This is a genomic window from Bacillus sp. TH25 (genome assembly GCF_016650935.1).
GTDB classification, from domain to species: Bacteria; Bacillota; Bacilli; order Bacillales; family Bacillaceae_G; genus Bacillus_A; species Bacillus_A mycoides.
The window spans coordinates 692,196-711,156 of the sequence record NZ_JAEKEU010000037.1; the positions used below are offsets into that span (position 1 = coordinate 692,196).

The following is an 18,961-nucleotide window of genomic DNA, read 5'->3' on the forward strand; positions in this document are numbered from 1 at the left end:
TGTCAAATATGTCGAAAGTAACTATTAACATACGGGTAGAACAAGAAATGAAAGAGAAACTGAACGATATAGGAAAGCAATTAGGATTATCAGAAGCAGATGTGTGTAGAATGGCTTTTGCAGAATATATACAAAATCGAATTCATCTGATAAATAAGGATAAAAACAATTAATAAAGGAGTTTTTGGGATAGGACTATTCATTACAGGTTCTTAGAAGAATTGTATTAAAAACCTCATAAGACTTGAAAAATGAGCTGGAAAGCAAAAAGAAATTAATGTTCCTTCAAATGAGAGTAGACAGAATAAGAAACATAAAAATAGTAGTTCGAATAAAATCAGAAAGCGTATCTAATTCATTTATTATATATTTTTTAAGCTTTCTGGCAGTAGGAACTTCTTTATGAAAATTGTTGTAATTACAATGCTTATCTAGTAATTCATCTAACAAACTATTAATTTCTGAAAACTAGTACCTTCACCTTTGTAAGTTAAATCAGTACACATTTCTAAAAACCTATTGGTTAAAGTTTATTAAAAATATTTCGTTAATTTGTTGTAATTATCTGTAGTAGTGAGATAAGTTAATGAACAAAGAATTATTTAATTTAAATAATGAAAGGAATTAGTTATGATACATCTACCATCATTTCAGATACAAGAAAAAATGATTAATGAAAATAGTGGCCTTTTTTTGAACCAATTTCTAATATGACAGTCCCCTTTATAGTAAAACTTCCTTCATCTGTGATTAAAGCTATATATAAAAGTTGTGATGTTAAATTGTTTTTAGGTTTAGAAAGCATAGAAAATGGTACGTTTAATACACTTACTGTTTGTATCGCGATTGCAGATGATGAGGAACAACCGTATTTAACTTTTCATACTGTTGATGATATTAAAGAGCTTAATGCAATTATTAAAGCTTTTGGACAAACGAATAATAAATTGCATCTTTTTGATGAATTAAATAGAAATGTATTATCAGGTGAATTTGACTTATTAGAAAGGAAGGGGTTATTAGACGGAGAATTCTTCAGTTTAATAAAAACTAACATTTCCAAGGATTTTAAAATAGAAGTTGAAAATAGATTCATAGATCATATAGAAGAATATTATAAAGGAAATACTCAACTTCCGATTAATTTAGTAGAAATAAAAACTAACTTTATATCTAGTGAGCCTCCAAAAATTATAGATATGGAAGCTGGAGAGGTTAGTTTAGAACAATATGATGAAGGAGGAGGATTAGAACAATCTATATATTCATTATTAGCTTACTATTATTCAGGGAGTAGTTTCCATTCACCGAAGTTTTATAAAAAAGAAGCTGAGAAAGAATTAACAGATATTCTAGCTTTTCAGGAAAATCATATGGTTATTATTGAAGCTAAGGTATCCCAGATTTTGTATCGGGAGAAAGAATTAACTACACAAAGACTTTTAAAGAATATACAAAAAAATATGGATAAGGCAATAAGACAATTAAAAGGGACGCTAAAAACAATAGGTACAAAACAGGATATATACAGTGCAGAAAATAATTTAATTCATATTCCTATCGATAGTGTTAAACAACAGCATTGCATAGTACTGATATCTGATATGCACCCTGGACTGAAATGGGATGGAATTTATGGTGAAATAATAAAGTTTATGAATGAGAGCAAGGGACTCCTACATATATTAGATTTAACAGAGTTGTTTAGACTGTTATTTTTAAGTAAAACCCCAGAAAATTTTAGGGAAAACCTATGTATTAGATGGGAAATAATATATGAAAGTAAGAATCCATTCCTACGTGTTAATTATAGAGAGGAAGTTTAATTTGTGATTATCTTTCTTAGCTCATATTCTGAAATAAGAAAGATAATCATATTTATAGTCTTTCTAGTATAACTTTATGGGATTTCTAACGGATAATAAGCTATATTTAGATATATTACAGCGAACCTTATTATAAGTGGTGGTAAACAGTAGATATGAAATTACATTTAATATAAATAAAAGTATAGAAGAAAAACCAAACGGAGGAAACCCACATGCCAACCTACAACAAACTAATCCGAGACAAAATCCCACAAATAATAAAATCCAACGGAAAAACCCCCACAACAAGAATCTTACCCGAAGACGAATACATAAAAGAACTATGCAAGAAAACACAAGAAGAACTAACAGAATACATCGAAGCAAAAACAAAACCCGATAAACTCGAAGAACTATCCGACCTACTAGAACTAATCAACGCCCTAGCCGAACACGAAGGCTCAACACTAGAAGAAATCAACAACATCCGAAAAAAGAAAGCAGAAGAACGAGGTGGCTTTTCAGATCGTGTATTTCTAATTGAAGTAATCGATAACTAGCCCCTCATAAGCCCCTTCCAAGCCCCTACCAAGTAATAAATCACTAAGAAAAAACACAACAAAACAAAAACAACTACAAACACCGTAGTAGTAGTCAAAAAAATTTTGAAATAACACGCCAAAAACCCGGACCTCCTTCCTATATATAGTACATAGAGGGAATTTTCATTTTTGAATGGAGACGGGAGGAATTTGGATGGCGGTGTATCGTAATGTGCAGGTGAATTTTTGGCAGGATGATTTTGTTTTGGATTTGACGCCGGAGGAGCGGTATTTTTATGTGTATTTGTTAACTTGTTCGAAGACGACGCAGTGCGGGATTTTTCCGTTTCCGAAGAGGTTAGCTGAGATGGAGACGGGTTATAACAGGGAGACTGTTGATAAGTTGGTGCAGCGTTTTGTTGATTATGGGAAGATTCTTTATGATGCGGAGACGAGGGAGTTATTCGTTTTAAATTGGCTTCGTTATAATCCTGTGACGAATACGAATGTGGAGAAGTGTGTGCTTCGTGAGCTTAAGGGTGTGAAGAATAAGGAGTTTGTACATATGTTTCTTCAGAAGTGCGTAGAGGAGGAACTGAATGTTCCGATGCTTTTAGCTCATTTCGGTATGCCGAGTGATTTGGCCGTTCATGATGTTGATCCGGTTTGTGAAGAGGCGGAAGAAGAGGTTATAGAGGAAGAGATGGGAAGTCGCGTGTTTTCTTTTTATGAGCAACATTTTGGTAGTTTGTCTCCTCATACGGTAGAGGAACTGAGTGCGTGGATGGTTGATTTGTCAGAGGAGCTTGTGCTGAAGGCTCTTCAAATTGCGTTTGAGAATAATAAGCGGACGGTTGCTTATGTGAAGGGGATTTTGAGGGGATGGCACGGGAAAGGATTTACGAAAGTGTCTGAGGTTGAGGCGGATACGGCTCAGTTTAGGAAGAAGGAGTCGTCTGTTAGTACTGGGGAGACGGAGAATTTTTTGGCGAAGTGTGAGGAGTGGGAGAAGAATACGCCGTCTGAGGAAGAGCTGCAGCGCTTTTTAGCGGAACGCGGGTGGCGGCCATGAGTATTCAAAATGTGGAAGCGGAAAAGACGGTGTTAGGTTCTCTTTTAATTGATGGAGAGCTTATTAAGGAGTGCCGTTTGACGGAGCATTATTTTTCTATGCCGGTGCATAAGTCTATATTTCGGTTAATGCGAAAAATTGAAGATGAAGGGCAACCAATTGATCTTGTGACGCTCGTTTCTCGGATGAATCCAAATTTTTTGGAGAATATCGGGGGAATGGAGTATTTTATAGCATTAATAGAGGGTGTGCCTACAACTAGCAACTTCTCTTACTATGAGGGGCTTGTTCGAGGTGCATGGAAAATGTATCAGGCTGGCGTTCTTGGGCGCAAGATGGGAGAGCGTCTTATTGCGGAGAAGAATGAAAAAATTATTGGTGAGACGATTACGGAGCTTTGTGAGTTAGAGGAAAAGGACTATGTATGTGAGTTTGATTTGAAGGATGCTTTAGTTGGTTTGTATGAAGAGCTTCATCAAGATACGAAAGAGAATACTGGTATTGAGACTGGTTATATATCGTTAAATAAGATGACGTGCGGATTGCAGGAAGGTGATTTTGTCGTTCTTGGAGCGCGTCCTTCTATGGGAAAAACGGCGTTTGCGTTAAATATCGCGCTGCATGCGGCGAAGTCTGGAGCGGCAGTTGGATTATTTTCGTTAGAGATGAGTAGTAAGCAATTGTTAAAAAGGATGGCGTCTTGCGCGGGCGAAGTGTCAGGAGGTAGGCTGAAAAATCCGAAGCACCGTTTTGCGATGGAAGATTGGGAAAAGGTGAGTAAGGCGTTTGCGGAGATTGGTGAACTGCCTCTTGAGATTTACGACAATGCAGGTGTTACAGTTCAAGATATTTGGATGCAAACTCGTAAGTTAAAGAGGAAGCACGGCGATAAAAAGCTGTTAGTCATTGTAGATTATTTGCAGCTCATTACGGGCGATCCGAAGCATAAGGGCAATCGCTTTCAAGAGATTAGTGAGATTTCTCGTAAGCTTAAGTTATTAGCGCGTGATTTAAATGTTTGTGTAGTAGCGTTGTCGCAATTGTCTCGTTCAGTAGAGTCACGTCAAGATAAGCGCCCGCTTTTATCTGATTTAAGAGAGACGGGACAAATTGAGCAAGATGCGGATGTCATTATGCTTATGTATCGTGAAGATTATTACGATAAGGAAACGAAGCAGAAAGAGATGACGGAGATTCATGTGGCGAAGCATCGGAATGGACCTGTGGGGAGTTTTAAGCTGAGGTTTTTGAAGGAGTTTGGGCGGTTTGTGGAGGGGAAATAGTTAAAAGACTGGAGTATCACTTTGTAAATAAAATAAAGCATAAGTGTTCCATTTCATTAACTTATGCTTTATTTTTCGATTCTTTGAATATGCTTCTTATTTTTCCATAAAGAAGGATTTTCGCTCTGCAGTAATCCATTGCTCCAAATTATCTTGGTTACGTTGGACAAGTCGATTCACTAACACATCATGCCACACATAATCCTCTAATAGGTATATATGAATAGGGTCATCTGTATAAAAAGCAATATTACGCTCCTCAAGTGATGGTCCATAAATCATCTCTTTAGAATCTATCGATAAAATAAACCAATGTTCTGTAGACAGGGTTTCTGTATAAGGTGTTATACGATGGGCTTCTAGATTTTTAATGGGATTTTCAACATGTAGGGTAATACCTTGTATCATGACTTTATCGGCTACCTCAGATAGTTCTTCTTTTAATACTTCGTACATCTCATCCCACATCGAAATGACAATACGTTTTTCTGCTTTTTTTATTAATGCCTGACAATAGCTAATTATTGTTTTATTGTCTTTTAAAGTAATCACTCGATTGTCCGTTTTTTCCTCGAAAGTTTCTAGTTTTTTTAATGAATCACTGATTACTTCATAAGTAGACTGCCATTCTGATTGCGCCTTTTGTAAAAAGATTTCAACAGGTAGAGGTGAATAGCGAGTGGTGTCATTTATTTCTTCCTTCATGACAATTCCTTTTTCTACAAGGTTACCCAAAATCTCGTAAATTCGTGCTCTTGGGATACCCGAATCCTTACTCACTTGGTAGGCTGTGACAGGCCCCTGTTTAACAAGAGATACATAAGATTTAGCTTCATATTCATTAAAACCAATTTTTTTAAGCTGTTGCACTATGTAGTCCACTTTTTTCGTCCTCCGATGTTTGCTTTTATATTTTAACGTTACAATAACTCTTTACATATAGCAAATCATTAGTTACTATTCAAATAGTGACTAAGGGGAGGTTGATAAAATGGATTTTTATTTAGACCCATCAGTATTAATTATTTTGATTGCTTTTGGATTTTTAGCTGCATTTATTGATTCAGTTGTAGGTGGTGGAGGACTCATTGCCTTACCCGCTTTATTATTTACAGGATTGAATCCAGCAAGTGCAGTAGCTACGAATAAACTAGCGTCGACAATGGGGTGTGCAACTAGTAATATTGTGTTTTATCGTTCTGGTAATCTTGATTTGAAATCGGCGTTTAAATTATTTCCACTCACTTTCGTAGGTTCCATAATAGGGGCATGGATCGTTCATTTAATGAACCCAGAAGTACTGAAGCCATTGATGCTGATCATGCTTGGTGCGGTTGCTATTTATACGATTTTCAAAAAGGATTGGGGTAGTGTTTCCACTCATAAGAAATTGTCCGGTCGAAACTTCATTATTTTTACTTTTTTTATTTTTATTATTGGTTTTTATGATGGATTTCTAGGTCCTGGCACAGGTTCATTTTTAATGTTTTCTCTTTTATTTATTGGGTATGATTTTTTAAAAGCAGCAGGTAATGCGAAGCTTCTTAATTTAGGAAGTAATGTTGGTGCATTGTTGATGTTTATGTATGTAGGGCAAGTAAACTATGTGTATGGTTTTATAATGGGGATTGCTCAAATTGCTGGGGGGATTGTTGGCTCCAAATTTGCTATAAAAAAAGGAAGCGGGTATGTTCGTGCTCTTTTCATTACAGTAACCTGTTTATTGTTAGCGAAAAATCTTTACGATTATATTCATTAAGTAATTTTGAACATTTTTTAGATGCTACCTCATTCGAAGATAGCATCTAAAAAAAGCTCATTTAAAAGAAAATTTAAGTTAAGAGAATGAAAATAATACAAACGACTATTTTCGGGGTATGTTCATCTATCTTAATAAAATACTCACTCCACATTCTTCTTATAATTAGGCCTCAACAAACTCTTAAAATCCACCTCAGCAATCAACACACTTAACAATATAAGCGTAGCCCCTAAGTACCCTTTTCCTGTGAGCGTTTCGCCTGTGAAGAAGAAGGCAAAACCTGCTGAAAAGACAGGTTCTAATGAAAAAATAAGTCCTGTATGTGTGGGCGTAGTGTATTGCTGGGCGATAACTTGAACAATGAATGCGACTGCGGTGCAAAATATGCTTAAGGCTAAGATGATTAGCCATGAGTCGATCGTGCCAGGAAGTTTTGGGGTTTCCATCACTAATGAAAAAATAAGACTAAATAGGCCGACAAAACCGAGTTGTACTACCCCAAGTGCAATTGAATTCACATGTTTTGTTACGCTTCCAGTAATGATGACGTGAATCGCATAAAATAAGGCAGACAGTATGCAAAATATATCGCCGTTACCGATCTTGAATTCACTAGTTAATGTTAGTAATCCGATTCCTATTATCGTTAACACAATTCCTACTATAACTTTCTTTTCAGGAATGTGTTTTAAAAATATAGCTGATAATATCGGAATGAAAATGACTGTGAGACATAGTAAGAAACCGGCATTAGACACACTAGTATACTTTGTACCGAAAGTCGCGAAAATATAGACGATAAATAAAACGGAAGCTAGTATAAAAGAATATTTTACAGTTTTAAAATCAATTTTGAATAAGTGTTTGTAAAATATTAAACTTGATAAAAGAAAGGCAATAATAAATCGTAATGCGATTAAATTATATTCTTCTATGCCATCAAGTCCAAGCTTTGTAAGTAGGATGGATGCACCCCAAAAAAATGTAACTAATAGTAGCCCTAAATCAGCTTTTAATTGAATTTTCATTTCTATTCCCTCGTTATGTATAATTTATGATTCCATACCCCTATCCCCATTCTTTATTTTAATATTAATTCTGAATATTTGGAATGAAAATTTATCGACGGTTTTTTCTCCATAATAAAGAGGCTATTTTATAATCTGATAAAATAGCCTCTTTCCATTTAAAAATTCCTATCCAACAAAACCCCAAGCTGCTCCGCGACAACTTTCGGCAGGTCAGGAAGTCCTTTCATGAAATACATTTTTACTACTCCTATGATGGTTGCTCCGAATAATGTAACGATCATGTCTTAGCTGAATCCTTTGTTTATCCCTTCTTCATTTCCTTATTTTGGGGATAATATTTTCTTCTACGATTATGAGAAATTTTTTATATATTTCTCATATATTCATCATGTTTCTTTCATTCTCTTCTCACGTCTAAGATTTACACTCATATGTATCAAAGGTAAAGGGAGGTAATACATTTTTTACTTATCTCAAAACGAATGATAGATGGTGGTGAGCAGATGAAAAAGAATAAACGTAAAAAATTGCGTTGGTTAAAATGGATTTTGATCCTTCCGTTACTTCTGGGATTACTATTGTTTGGATTACATAGTATGAAGTTTGAGAGGTGGGACCATGAGAAGCATAAGCAAGCGGCGTATACTGTTTCTCACGATAAAGAAAGAGAAGCTTTCATCGCGCAAAAAGAAAAGTTTAATAACTTTGAGCGAAATCAACATCATGAAAAACACCATGAAAAAGAGTTTGAAGGTTTATTCTTTATACCATTCCTGTTAGCGTTTGGATTTGTTCTTTTCGGCTGGTTCATGCTTCGTAAGTCTGAAGGGAATACGGTTAAAAAATGGACAGGCATATTGCTCCTAGTTATTGGTTTATTACCAGTCCTTCCGATGCTTGCATTTGTTGCAATGATTGTTTGGGTATATAAAAAGTTTAAAGAAAAAAGAATGGCAACTGATATAGATTTATACAGCGACTTTCAAGTACAAAAACAAGTAGATATTTTAGATCAATGGGAACGCAATATTCGTAAGGAGGAGAAGTAGTAATGGGTATTTTAAAACGTATTAAAAATATTGTAGTGGCGGATGTGCATCAAACGTTAGATAAGATAGAAAAACCGGTTAGCATGTTGAAGCAATATCTTCGCGAAACAGAACAGCAAATTACGAAAGCTCAAAAAGCACTCGCTCATCAATATTATTTAGAAAAGAAATATGAAGCATTAATTTCAGAAACGGATGCCCTTATTGCGAAGAGAACTCGCCAAGCTGAGCTTGCAGTATCACGCGAAGAAGATCAAATGGCACAGTTAGCCCTGCAAGAAAAGATTGTAAATGAGAAAAAAGCGGAACTATATCGTAAGCAGTACGAAATAACAAAAGAGCAAACAGCGACGCTTTATGAACAAATTGACAAATTGCAAAAGAAATATGGAGAGTTGCAATATAAAGAACTAGTTCTTGTTTCACGGTTAAATGCAGCGCAAGCGATAAAAGAAAGCAACAGAGCAATTGATTCGTTCCATACAGAAAGTACAGCGAAAGGCTTTGCACGCATTGAATCGTATGTGCAAAAACTAGAAGCAGAAACAGCTGCTAGTAACTATTTTTATAATTTAAAGTCTCCTAATCAGCAAGAAGTGTTAGATCAAAATTTGCAAGAAGAAGTACAGCGGGAGTTAGAGAAGTTAAAAGAGAATAAATAGTATGCAAAAAGCCCATTTTCATATGGGCTTTTTTTCTATGTAAAATTTCATTTGTTTTGTTTACATAATATCTTAACAATCGTTTGGTAAAATATATTTAGCTGCATATTGTGAGGGTGGGTGGTTATCCCTTCTTTCTATTTGGAAGGAAAGGAGGTGATAATATGGAGTTTTTGTTTGATCTTGTAAAAGAGTTTGTGAAAGCGACTGTACGTGAAGTTTCAGCGTATTTTTTGCGGAAGCAACTTCTGGATAAGGACAACAAAAAAAACCACTCCGCGCCGTAGGAAGCAAAAGGGTGGGTTCCGCAAAAAGAAATAACTTATAATAACCACCACCCTATACGGTAGCAGTTAGGGAAGAGATGTTAGCGCATCTCTTCTTTTTATTATCTGCCATTTCATTCGATGTCACACTTATATAGTATTCTACCGAAAATATATCATATTCCTATTTTGTGGTCAATTTGATTGCATGATTGAAAAGGTGTAGTCCTATTCCTTTTCAAACTGAAAGATATCCTGATTAATAAGTTGGTGGAAGTGCCTATCCATTTCTGCTGCAGGAACTTTTCTTTCGTTTTGAAACCACCACGCACTTAATGAGGTGATTACTCCTGAATAAAATTCCGTTATTAAATCATTTGGCATCGTATGATTTTTACAAAGGCGATTTAGCGCTTCGGTTTCTTGTTTTCTTGTTTCATGGCTTAAATAATACATGCGGCTATTGAATTGTTCATCGGACATTTGCGCCTCAAATATTTTACAGATTTCTTCATGATGCAGGAATTGTTCCATCACTTGAAATGGTTTACTTAATCGATCTAAAAGTGGTATTTCAGCAATCATTTCGCCATAGCGTTTAAATCCAAATGCTAATAAAGCATCTTTATCTTCAAAATGTTTATAAAAGGTTGTTCGATGTACCATCGCGCGATCGCATATTTGGTTAATGGTGATGGCACTATATTTTTGTTTTGGTTGCGTCATTAATTCAAATAAGGAATTCCATAGTAATTTATGTGTACGTCTAATACGTAAATCAAGTTGTTTTTCATTATCGTTCATCTACAATTCTCCTTTTTTGTAGACTAAATATACAGTGGCTGAAAATTGATTCTCCCTTTTTAATCTACATATGTATATTATATTACTTGTGTTCCGGTTTATCCCGCATTAACGGGCAGTAAAACTCCCACCTCAAAATTCGGCTGGAGCAAAGAAGTTAGGTGGGAGATCAACTGCCCGTAAAAGCCCGATTGGTTCAACTAATAATCAGTGGGGGATGAACAACCCCCCCACTGATTAAAGTTTCACTTTATATAAAGCTTTTTAAGTAAAAAACAGGAGGAGAATCAATACATGAATATGACAACTAAGAGCCCTGCAAGTGGCAAAGTTGATACTTCTAATATGAAACATACCCCCATTTTAATTGCATTACTTTTAGGGGCAATGGTTGCATTATTAAACGAAACATTACTTGGTAATGCGTTAACGGTATTAATGAAAGAATTTGACGTAACAGCTTCAACAATCCAATGGCTTTCTACAGCATACATGTTGGTGGTTGGGGTTTTAGTCCCGATTACAGCGTTACTTCAGCAATGGCTTACAACGAGACAAATGTTTTTGATCGCTATGGTAACGTTTTTAGTTGGTACATTAATTGCGGGATTTGCACCGACATTTTCCGTTTTATTAGTTGGCCGAATCGTCCAAGCAGTAGCGACGGGGTTAATTTCACCGTTATTAATGAATACGATTTTAATTATTTGTCCACCTGAAAAACGTGGTGCCACAATGGGATTAATCGCACTTGTAATGATGTCAGCTCCGGCAATTGGTCCTACATTATCTGGAGTAATCGTTGATTCATTAAATTGGCGCTGGTTATTCTACATTGTTATTCCTATCGTGATTATTTCAATTATGATTGGAATGAAGTACATTAAAAATGTTTCAGAGTTAACAAGGCCGAAAGTAGATTATCCATCTATTCTTTTATCGACATTAGGATTTGGCGGGCTTGTGTATAGCTTTAGTGCATCAGGTGATTTAGGGTGGCCCGATCCGAAAGTGTATGGCGCTTTAATTGTTGGGCTTATATCACTATGTATTTTTGTCGTTCGACAATTAAAAATCGATAACCCAATTTTAGAATTACGTGCATTTAAAGTTCCGATGTTTACAATATCAGTTGGATTAATCGTCATTGTTATGATGTCGTTATTTTCAACGATGACTTTATTACCGATGTTCTTGCAAACAGTTTTACTCGTTACAGCCTTTAAATCAGGACTAATAATGCTTCCAGGAAGTATTATTAGCGCTATAATGGGACCAATCGCAGGTAAACTATTTGATAAATTTAGCCCGAAAGTTGTTATCGTTCCCGGCATTGTGTTAGTAGGGATTGCAATGTTCTTATTTAAAGGCATTACTCCTGATACATCAATGGTACAAATTATTGTCATGCATAGCGTATTAATGGTTGGACTCATGTTTGTAATGACAGCACAAACATACGGTTTAAATCAATTAACACCAGATTTATATCCGCACGGAACAGCACTGTTTAATACGTTACAGCAAGTAGCTGGCGCAATTGGTACGGCTATCTTTATTTCGAAAATGTCTTCAGGAACAACTAAGTATATGGAAAGCTCAGCAAATCCAATGGACCCAGTAGAGAAGTTAAACGGTTTAACATCTGGATTCCAAGGTGCATTTACACTTGGATTAATCTTTATCATTATTGCTTTTATCGTATCGTTGTTCTTAAAAGAAGAGAAAAAGGAAGTAAAGGCAGCGCAGGTTTTACAGAACGAGAATTAAGGTTCATATAAAGAAGACATCTTTATGATTAAAGATGTCTTCTTACATTTCTTTCGTAATATCATATCGCAACAATTGCCGCTGATCATAAAATTTTTCAAAAATAATGCCCATTACGTAGAAGAACAATAGTCCGAAGCAAATGTGAATGAGTGTAAATGTAGCTCCGAATGAAGAAAATTCATACACCATAATTGGTAATTTCACAGTTGTCCAAACGCCTAAGAAAAATACGATGTATCTAATACTCGCGCCTTTTTTTAATAGTAGTGCTGCAATTGGAAAGGCAACATAGAGGGGACCAGCTGCAATTCCGCCTAATAATAGGGAGAATAAGATTCCATATATGCCGGACTTTTCTCCCATATATTTCATTAGCGTTTCTTTCTTCACCCACTGATCAAGTAACCCTACAAATATTAGGACAGGGGGGAGTAGAAACAACATATCTAAAATGCTATTCCCCGTTAATTGTAATGCGCTCCATCCTAAAGATTGGTTTATAAAAGTTAGAATGATAAGTCCAATCAGCAAAATGAAAAAGAAGCGATATCTTTTTAGTTCCTTCATACCATCACCACCCAAATGATATATGAGAATAGAAGTGACATGAGTAATGCAGATGCATTACGAGCGTAAGCAAAGCTTCGTCCGAATATCTTTTGTTCCATTGGTAAGGTTGTAATTCCTACTGACATTAGTGTAGACATGAGTGCCGCAACTTGAGGAAGACCTGCGCCGTGCTGTACTAACGTATTACCAAGTGGGAACACGACAAAGCTTGGGATAAGTGCCACAGATCCGAGTAGTGCTGAATAAATAATACCTAAAAATCCAGACTGTTCTCCAATGATGGAAGAGATGAAGGACGGCGTTAAGATAGAAAGTGATAGTCCAACGAAAAGCATAATGGAGAGCATGGCAGGGAGGAGGTTTCGAAATATTTTCCATGATTTTAATAGGGCAGCTTTCGTTTTATTCCGATCCTTCATAAAAGAAATCCCTGTAAGAATAATGGCCAAAGTGTAAAGGATAGCGCCATTAATCATGATTAGATTCCTTTAAGTCTTTATATTTGTTTAAGAAAAAGGTTAAGTTTTTCATTTTTTCCTCAATATCTATTTGAAAATCTGCTAATTGTTCTTTTCCGGCTGTAGTAATTTTGTACATCTTTCTCGGCTTATCTGGAACGGATGTACTTACATAAGATTCAATAGCACCTTCATTTTCTAATTTTTTCAGCGTGCGGTAAAGGATGGCACTATCGATTGGATTGACCGGAAGTTCTTCTTCACATTTCTGAAGTAGTTGCCCGCCATAGTTATCACCTTCTGCTAAAAATAACAAAAGAAATGCACCTGTATGTCTTCCTGTATGTTTCATGAATATACCTCCTAGAATGAATTGGAATATATACTGTTAATGACAGTATACTGTTGTTAACAGTATATGGTGCATGAAGTGCTATGTCAATTTAAAAATGTTACTGAGGGGAAATGGCAATTCATGTTTTAATCTTGTTAAATAACAAAATAAAAGCCTACTGTTTTCTTGTGACAGTGGCTTTCATAGTTGGTAAACTACTATATTACGCTTAGGGAATCTCGCCTTTTGATAGTAACATATATATGTTAGCCCTATATTGAGAAATAAAAAAAAGACACTCTCAAGAGTGCCTCTTATTAGCAGCCGAATCCGCCGCCCCAACAGCTAGCTCCAACGATGATTAATAAGATAAAGAGCACAACAAGTAAGGCGAATCCACCGCCAAAACCACAGCCTCCACCACAACTACCACCATAGCCTCCACAACTACCACCATAGCCCATATTAACTCCTCCTTCCATAAAGTCCATATATTAATGGATTTATATCACTTTATGTTTTTACGGATAAACTTGAGCAGGTCCTTTTGAAAAAATAAAAGTACTCGGTATTTTAAAAGAGTTGACGAACTTATTTTTGTCACGAGTATTCCGCTTATTACATATGGTATTTTATTCTGTGCATTGGGGGAAAGGAGATCGTTATGGCTAATTCTGAGATGATATTACGTTTACTTACGGATTTAAAGATTGAGCAGCAAGCTTTAAAAGAACAGCTGGAGAAAATGCAAACAGCTTTGAGTATTCTTGAAGAAAAACCAACTATTCTTGAAGAGAAATCAGCTACTCTTCAAGAGAAACCAGTTGTTACAAAGCAACGTGGACATTCTGGGTTTCCAACATCTTTTCGTGATTGGAGAGCATCTTCTCAAAAGAACTAAGGAATCCTGTTATAGTGAGTTATACAAAATCACAAATGAAAAAGTACAGTCTACTGTAGTTAATACAGAGGCTGTACTTTTTGTTATGTTAGTATAAGTTGTGATAGGTGGTTTATCTATTTTGTAGAAAAGCCACTTTTACATTTTCTTTTGACTATTCCACTTTTAATTCGATCCCTTTATCCAGCATATCTCCATTAATTTTCAAAGTTAATCCTTGCGTATTTTTCGGTACATCTAATGAATCGGCAGAGCGTATTGATATGTATACATCAGAAGAATCTCCATGGGTGGGAAGTTCTTTTTGAGAATCCTTGTTGCTAAGTTCATCATTTTTTGTTTCTTTAGAAGTCTCCTGTTCGTTTTTCGTGTTACTGCTAGATGTATCATGTGAACTGCAAGCTGATAGTCCAAATAGGAATGTGCTACATAATAATGATGTTAATAACTTTTTGTTCATAGTTTGTTCCTCCAAAATAAAAGTACTTTCATGGGTGCCATAATGATTTAATAAATCTATATTTTTCTTTATATGTATTAGATGTTACATTTTATTATATTTATTTTGGGATAAAAAGGAAACTTGATGCAAATAAACAAGACACTTTGCAGTGTCTTGTTTATTTAAGTTATGCGCATTACTTAATAAGACGTTAGTTTCTCATCCTGAACATGAGTAACTATGTAGGATGGTTTAATTATAACATTTTAACCAGTAATGGGTCTATATGGAATTTTTAATAGTTGTTTTTAATTATTCAGAATGATACACGTGGTGAAAGGTATATATTATCTATAATAATTGTGTATATGACTAGCCTTGTAATGAGTTTCTACTATATTTAAAATTGAAATATAAATGAAAAGAAAAGCACAAAGAAGGGGCTGTGGAATATGGGCGCTTGGGGAACTGGATTATTTGTATGTCACACTAAAGACCGAAAGTGATGAAGAACTTTTTATTACAAAGAAAAGACACCCATATAAGAGTGTCTTTTCCGATAGTTTTTTAGCAGAAGCAAGAAGCTCCAACAATGATCAATAAAATAAACAATACAACTAGTAAAGCAAAGCCGCCGCCACAACTACTACAACTACCACCAAATCCCATAATAGTTCCTCCTTTAATAAGAGGGGAAAACAAGGGGTCACTCATGTATTTTAACGGATTCAATTTACTTTATGTTTTTTACGCAATAATTGAGCAGGTCCTTTTGAAAATAAAGAAAAGACACCCTAAGGTGCCTTTCTCCGACTTGAACCATCTTAATTTTAATAATATTGGTCATTGAGAAAAAAGAAAAAGCCCTATATAGGGGTATCACCACACGACTAGCCAGCACTCACACCTAAAAACAGGAGGGAATGATAAAATGTAGTTTAAGGAGGGGGATGAATGAAAAATGTACATAGATGGTTAAATTATTTTGGTTTTATATGTGTGTGCATGTCTAGCTTCGGTTTTGTTTCTCGTTGGATTTTTCGTGATGTGATTGCACTCGATCAATTACTTGTTTTGAGTATAGGAATTATTATTTTAATAACAGCATTTTTTGTAAAACGTTGTAGTAAAGAGTTACGAGGTGATAAAGGTTAATCGCCCTAAATGTAGTTTTAGAATTTCGCAATCGGAGTATATTGTTGAAAAAGGCTTATTGAATAATGACAGTTTATTTTAAGAAAGTAAATCGATAATATAGTAAATAATACTTTCCTTGACCCTGTGCTATGGCACAGGGTTTATACTTTATATGAGGTGAGACAGATGCAATATCTTATTATCGAAACTTTAATAGATTCAGAAAAGAAAGTAGAAGAATATTTATAAAAATAATAAATTGTAAAGGTGGGAGAATAATGGAAGATTGTTGTAGTAACCTTAAAGGAATAAAAATTGAAAATAATGGTCATTGTCCATCATGTAAAAATAAAGCTAAGAATGTAAAGTTGATTACACTAAAATCATTGCTTAAACCATCGGCATTAGAAACATTAAATGCTAAAGAAAATCACTATTTTTGTTCAAACGAAGATTGTGATGTAGTCTATTTTGATACGAATAATAAAAAATACTTTGTATCTGACATAAAGGTAGCTGTAAATCAAAAAGATGACTCAGCAACTACACCAATTTGTTATTGTTTTGATTGGACAAAAGAAAAAATCAAACAATATGTAGAAAATGGACTTACTCCTAATCCAGTAGAGCATATTCGCGAAAACATAAGAGAAAATCGATGTGGTTGTGAAGTAAACAATCCACAAGGTAGTTGTTGTTTAGGCAATGTTACAACTTATATTAGAAAAATGTCATAAGGAACTTAAATGTTGCTTTTTTTCACCAAAATACTTGGGGGTATTTCAAAATCTCAAGTCGATGGGCATGTGGCGTTGCCTCATGCTCACCAAGCTAGTTAGTGTATGTTAAGTAAACCTTATGGATTTGTATATCTCATCCATCCACTTTCAGATTGTTTCGCTTTATACTTCCCATAAGACAGAAGCTTCATTGCCGAGCGATTGGCCGCATGAAAAACCAAGTTTAGCTTCAATTCTTCTTCCATTTCACTGGGATAGGTGGTAGATTCATAAACATAATAACCCGCCATGATACAGGGGATTACTTGCTCCGGTTCAAATCCATAAGCAGTTGCATCATCCACAACCAAATCAATGATGCATCGGTTTCCATCTTTAACTTTTTTCTGGAGTAATTTTTTTACCGATCCTGGTACTAATTCTAATATTTTATCCTTCATGTCAGTCACCTCATCTTTTATCATGTCCAGATAGCCTGGGGATATGTGTCAAACAGAATGAAGTTCCAACCGTAATTACACTGGTTTAACAAGATCTTAAGGACTATATCACCCTAAAAGAGAAAATGGCTTTAAATAGAAGAAACCCCGATTGTCTGCGGGGCTCCTAAGGGTAATCGTCAAGTAATGACGTACTCGACTAATTAACGATATCATGAATTTTTCGGTAAAAATAATGGTAAATGTGTCCAAATGAATAAGGGCATCATTTGGAACAAAAACGCTATTTTAATTTCAAACAAAAGAACAGTCAGCAAAAGCTAACTGCTCGGTTCTCCAAGGGGGAACAAGGAGAAAGTAACTTAATCGGTTGTCTTCAGTATTGACGGAATATTGAATTTTATTCAGGGATCTATGTTATATGATTGATAAAAAATTCCTTTATTAGCAGTAAAACTCCGAGGAGAGACAAGACTTCAATTGAGAACCAAAACATGCTTTTTTGAGGTTTTTTAAACTCCATTATTATGGAAGAAAATAAAAAGGTTGCAATCATCATGATAATTAAGAGACGGATTATATCAGACATTAATAGCACTCCTAATATTTAATCAGTTTCATTATATAGTTATTTCCAATGAGATGGAATTTAAGAATTGTTTTATTGAAATTCGAACAAAAAAGGTCCTGTTGTCTCCAACAGAACCTTTTCTAAAATGGCAAAGAGTAACTCTTACCTTACTCTTCTGCTATATAATACACAAAACACTTATAGATGTGTAGAACAAGAAATTCCAATATAATTATTTGAATAAAGTGTTTAAAAGTATCTTGTCGGGGTTTAATATAAGGAATTAAATTACAAACGTTGATTTATCAATGGATATTAATGATAAACTAGAAAATGATAGTTAATAAAGAAATATTACAATAATGAAATATGAAATATTGCATATTCAATTGAAATATAAATTTACAAGTAGAAAGCGAGGAATAACAATGGGGCTAGGAAACCATAGAACAGAAAATAGTTTGAGTGTAAATGACAGGTGTTCCGGGTTCTACTATTTATGCGAAGAATGTCATTGGGAATTCCATAGACACTTCGAAACAGTTAAATCACACGAGTATGTTACGGAGACACCTAAATATACAGAATTGATAGGATTATGGGAAGTATTGAATGATCCATTATCTATGAAAGAGTTCAAGGAACTTGTTTATAAAGGATTGGATTTAAAAAGAAATGTACAAAAATCATTTAATGAAGAAGAAATAGAAGCAAACAACAAACAATTAAAGTAGCGAATTCGATGCTTTTTTATTTTACATAGAAAAAAGGAAACCGCAAAGGATCCTTTTTATATTAAGCTGCTTTATAATTTTTATTTTTAATCCTATTTCTAGTATCCATAAATGCGGCGAATGTCGCTATAGCACCACCTAAATCATAAACTTGGAATTTGTGGACAAAAGCAAGTCCTACAATGAAATTGTAGCTGTATATAAAGCATGTAATACCGAACAGCCATAACATGAACTTTAAATCTTTTAAGCTCAATCTATAATTCTTAATTTTTTTCCACATATGTATCAACTCCTATTGTTCTGAGGTTCTATAGTTTTTCTTGCAGATCTCTCGCATGTTTACGATAAAGAATAGAAAGAAGATAACAGCTGCGATGCCATTAACCCAGTAATACGTATGTCCCATCGTGAATCCATCATAGAAGGAATAGGCATTCCAAATTATAAGGATTATTGAGCAGATAGTAGAGATCATTAATGAGCCAAAACTTCTCATGCTTTTCACCTCGATTCAAAGTTTTAGAACTTTTCATACAATTGTACATTTGAATAAAGAGATTTACAAAAGGAATTACCATA

26 protein-coding genes are annotated in these 18,961 nt (G+C 34.8%); 14 read left to right on the forward strand and 12 right to left on the reverse strand.

Going from position 1 to position 18,961, the window contains the following annotated elements:
* Positions 1-8: 8 nt before the first annotated feature.
* The 5 genes from JFT89_RS22475 (at position 9) to dnaB (ending at position 4,705) form a co-directional block, all read left to right on the forward strand.
* Positions 9-173 carry a CopG family transcriptional regulator gene (locus tag JFT89_RS22475; protein WP_000049356.1) on the forward strand — a complete coding sequence of 55 codons (165 nt, stop codon included), beginning with the start codon at positions 9-11 and terminating at the stop codon, positions 171-173.
* A gap of 609 nt (positions 174-782) precedes the next feature.
* The gene (locus JFT89_RS22480) at positions 783-1,826 is read left to right on the forward strand and encodes a hypothetical protein (RefSeq protein ID WP_201040615.1); all 1,044 of its coding nucleotides are present in this window, start codon (positions 783-785) and stop codon (positions 1,824-1,826) included.
* A 215-nt stretch (positions 1,827-2,041) separates the two neighbouring features.
* Positions 2,042-2,368 (forward strand): nucleoside triphosphate pyrophosphohydrolase, encoded by a 327-nt coding sequence (locus JFT89_RS22485; protein ID WP_201040616.1) that lies wholly within the window; start codon positions 2,042-2,044, stop codon positions 2,366-2,368.
* Between the two features lie 196 nt (positions 2,369-2,564).
* Positions 2,565-3,422, forward strand: coding sequence for a DnaD domain-containing protein (locus JFT89_RS22490; protein ID WP_201040618.1), 858 nt, complete (start codon positions 2,565-2,567; stop codon positions 3,420-3,422).
* Complete coding sequence (gene dnaB / locus JFT89_RS22495; RefSeq protein ID WP_201040620.1) at positions 3,419-4,705, forward strand: replicative DNA helicase; 1,287 nt, start codon at positions 3,419-3,421, stop codon at positions 4,703-4,705. Before JFT89_RS22490 ends, dnaB begins: the two co-directional genes overlap by 4 nt.
* A gap of 96 nt (positions 4,706-4,801) precedes the next feature.
* Here the strand turns inward: dnaB and JFT89_RS22500 are convergent, their stop codons facing one another.
* Positions 4,802-5,587 (reverse strand): TrmB family transcriptional regulator, encoded by a 786-nt coding sequence (locus JFT89_RS22500; protein ID WP_201040622.1) that lies wholly within the window; start codon positions 5,585-5,587, stop codon positions 4,802-4,804.
* Between the two features lie 109 nt (positions 5,588-5,696).
* Between JFT89_RS22500 and JFT89_RS22505 the strand changes: the two genes are divergently transcribed.
* Positions 5,697-6,464 (forward strand): TSUP family transporter, encoded by a 768-nt coding sequence (locus JFT89_RS22505; RefSeq protein ID WP_201040624.1) that lies wholly within the window; start codon positions 5,697-5,699, stop codon positions 6,462-6,464.
* A gap of 143 nt (positions 6,465-6,607) precedes the next feature.
* Here JFT89_RS22505 and JFT89_RS22510 read toward each other — a convergent pair whose 3' ends face one another.
* The gene (locus JFT89_RS22510; RefSeq protein ID WP_201040626.1) at positions 6,608-7,495 is read right to left on the reverse strand and encodes a DMT family transporter; all 888 of its coding nucleotides are present in this window, start codon (positions 7,493-7,495) and stop codon (positions 6,608-6,610) included.
* Positions 7,496-8,001: 506 nt separating this feature from the next.
* Between JFT89_RS22510 and JFT89_RS22515 the strand changes: the two genes are divergently transcribed.
* From JFT89_RS22515 to JFT89_RS30540, 3 genes are all read left to right on the forward strand, one after another.
* Positions 8,002-8,547, forward strand: coding sequence for a hypothetical protein (locus tag JFT89_RS22515; RefSeq protein WP_201040628.1), 546 nt, complete (start codon positions 8,002-8,004; stop codon positions 8,545-8,547).
* A gap of 2 nt (positions 8,548-8,549) precedes the next feature.
* Positions 8,550-9,209 carry a PspA/IM30 family protein gene (locus tag JFT89_RS22520; RefSeq protein ID WP_201040629.1) on the forward strand — a complete coding sequence of 220 codons (660 nt, stop codon included), beginning with the start codon at positions 8,550-8,552 and terminating at the stop codon, positions 9,207-9,209.
* A gap of 164 nt (positions 9,210-9,373) precedes the next feature.
* Positions 9,374-9,496, forward strand: coding sequence for a hypothetical protein (locus JFT89_RS30540; RefSeq protein ID WP_274606682.1), 123 nt, complete (start codon positions 9,374-9,376; stop codon positions 9,494-9,496).
* Between the two features lie 207 nt (positions 9,497-9,703).
* Here JFT89_RS30540 and JFT89_RS22525 read toward each other — a convergent pair whose 3' ends face one another.
* Positions 9,704-10,279 carry a TetR/AcrR family transcriptional regulator gene (locus JFT89_RS22525; protein ID WP_201040631.1) on the reverse strand — a complete coding sequence of 192 codons (576 nt, stop codon included), beginning with the start codon at positions 10,277-10,279 and terminating at the stop codon, positions 9,704-9,706.
* A gap of 294 nt (positions 10,280-10,573) precedes the next feature.
* On the opposite strand from JFT89_RS22525, the gene JFT89_RS22530 reads away from it, so the two are divergent.
* A complete protein-coding gene (locus JFT89_RS22530) occupies positions 10,574-12,049 on the forward strand; it encodes an MDR family MFS transporter (protein ID WP_201040633.1) in 1,476 nt (491 codons plus the stop codon).
* Between the two features lie 42 nt (positions 12,050-12,091).
* On the opposite strand, the gene JFT89_RS22535 is transcribed toward JFT89_RS22530, so the two are convergent.
* From JFT89_RS22535 to JFT89_RS22550, 4 genes are all read right to left on the reverse strand, one after another.
* Positions 12,092-12,619 carry a permease gene (locus JFT89_RS22535; protein WP_201040635.1) on the reverse strand — a complete coding sequence of 176 codons (528 nt, stop codon included), beginning with the start codon at positions 12,617-12,619 and terminating at the stop codon, positions 12,092-12,094.
* Positions 12,616-13,098, reverse strand: a complete 483-nt coding sequence (locus tag JFT89_RS22540) for a hypothetical protein (protein ID WP_033706476.1) — start codon at positions 13,096-13,098, stop codon at positions 12,616-12,618. Before JFT89_RS22540 ends, JFT89_RS22535 begins: the two co-directional genes overlap by 4 nt.
* Complete coding sequence (locus tag JFT89_RS22545) at positions 13,091-13,432, reverse strand: PadR family transcriptional regulator (RefSeq protein ID WP_002064063.1); 342 nt, start codon at positions 13,430-13,432, stop codon at positions 13,091-13,093. Before JFT89_RS22545 ends, JFT89_RS22540 begins: the two co-directional genes overlap by 8 nt.
* Positions 13,433-13,731: 299 nt before the next feature.
* Positions 13,732-13,878 carry a YjcZ family sporulation protein gene (locus JFT89_RS22550; RefSeq protein WP_000540380.1) on the reverse strand — a complete coding sequence of 49 codons (147 nt, stop codon included), beginning with the start codon at positions 13,876-13,878 and terminating at the stop codon, positions 13,732-13,734.
* Positions 13,879-14,078: 200 nt separating this feature from the next.
* Between JFT89_RS22550 and JFT89_RS22555 the strand changes: the two genes are divergently transcribed.
* Positions 14,079-14,315, forward strand: coding sequence for a hypothetical protein (locus JFT89_RS22555; RefSeq protein ID WP_002134711.1), 237 nt, complete (start codon positions 14,079-14,081; stop codon positions 14,313-14,315).
* A gap of 154 nt (positions 14,316-14,469) precedes the next feature.
* On the opposite strand, the gene JFT89_RS22560 is transcribed toward JFT89_RS22555, so the two are convergent.
* Entirely contained in the window at positions 14,470-14,775 is a 306-nt protein-coding gene (locus tag JFT89_RS22560) for a hypothetical protein (RefSeq protein WP_002064066.1), read from the reverse strand.
* Between the two features lie 549 nt (positions 14,776-15,324).
* The gene (locus tag JFT89_RS22565; RefSeq protein ID WP_000505688.1) at positions 15,325-15,426 is read right to left on the reverse strand and encodes a YjcZ family sporulation protein; all 102 of its coding nucleotides are present in this window, start codon (positions 15,424-15,426) and stop codon (positions 15,325-15,327) included.
* A 285-nt stretch (positions 15,427-15,711) separates the two neighbouring features.
* Here JFT89_RS22565 and JFT89_RS22570 point away from each other — a divergent pair, with 285 nt between their 5' ends.
* Entirely contained in the window at positions 15,712-15,912 is a 201-nt protein-coding gene (locus JFT89_RS22570; protein WP_002158997.1) for a hypothetical protein, read from the forward strand.
* Between the two features lie 260 nt (positions 15,913-16,172).
* Positions 16,173-16,631, forward strand: a complete 459-nt coding sequence (locus tag JFT89_RS22575; RefSeq protein ID WP_000389113.1) for a putative iron-sulfur cluster-binding metallochaperone — start codon at positions 16,173-16,175, stop codon at positions 16,629-16,631.
* A gap of 119 nt (positions 16,632-16,750) precedes the next feature.
* Here JFT89_RS22575 and JFT89_RS22580 read toward each other — a convergent pair whose 3' ends face one another.
* The gene (locus JFT89_RS22580; RefSeq protein ID WP_002064068.1) at positions 16,751-17,074 is read right to left on the reverse strand and encodes a hypothetical protein; all 324 of its coding nucleotides are present in this window, start codon (positions 17,072-17,074) and stop codon (positions 16,751-16,753) included.
* Between the two features lie 999 nt (positions 17,075-18,073).
* Here JFT89_RS22580 and JFT89_RS22585 point away from each other — a divergent pair.
* Positions 18,074-18,379 carry a hypothetical protein gene (locus JFT89_RS22585; RefSeq protein ID WP_033706480.1) on the forward strand — a complete coding sequence of 102 codons (306 nt, stop codon included), beginning with the start codon at positions 18,074-18,076 and terminating at the stop codon, positions 18,377-18,379.
* Between the two features lie 61 nt (positions 18,380-18,440).
* On the opposite strand, the gene JFT89_RS22590 is transcribed toward JFT89_RS22585, so the two are convergent.
* Together JFT89_RS22590 and JFT89_RS30395 are read right to left on the reverse strand one after the other, a co-directional pair.
* Positions 18,441-18,662 (reverse strand): hypothetical protein, encoded by a 222-nt coding sequence (locus JFT89_RS22590; RefSeq protein WP_002125677.1) that lies wholly within the window; start codon positions 18,660-18,662, stop codon positions 18,441-18,443.
* 12 nt (positions 18,663-18,674) lie between these two features.
* On the reverse strand, positions 18,675-18,878 hold the full coding sequence (locus tag JFT89_RS30395; RefSeq protein WP_078176431.1) for a hypothetical protein: 204 nt from the start codon (positions 18,876-18,878) through the stop codon (positions 18,675-18,677).
* Positions 18,879-18,961: the final 83 nt, after the last annotated feature.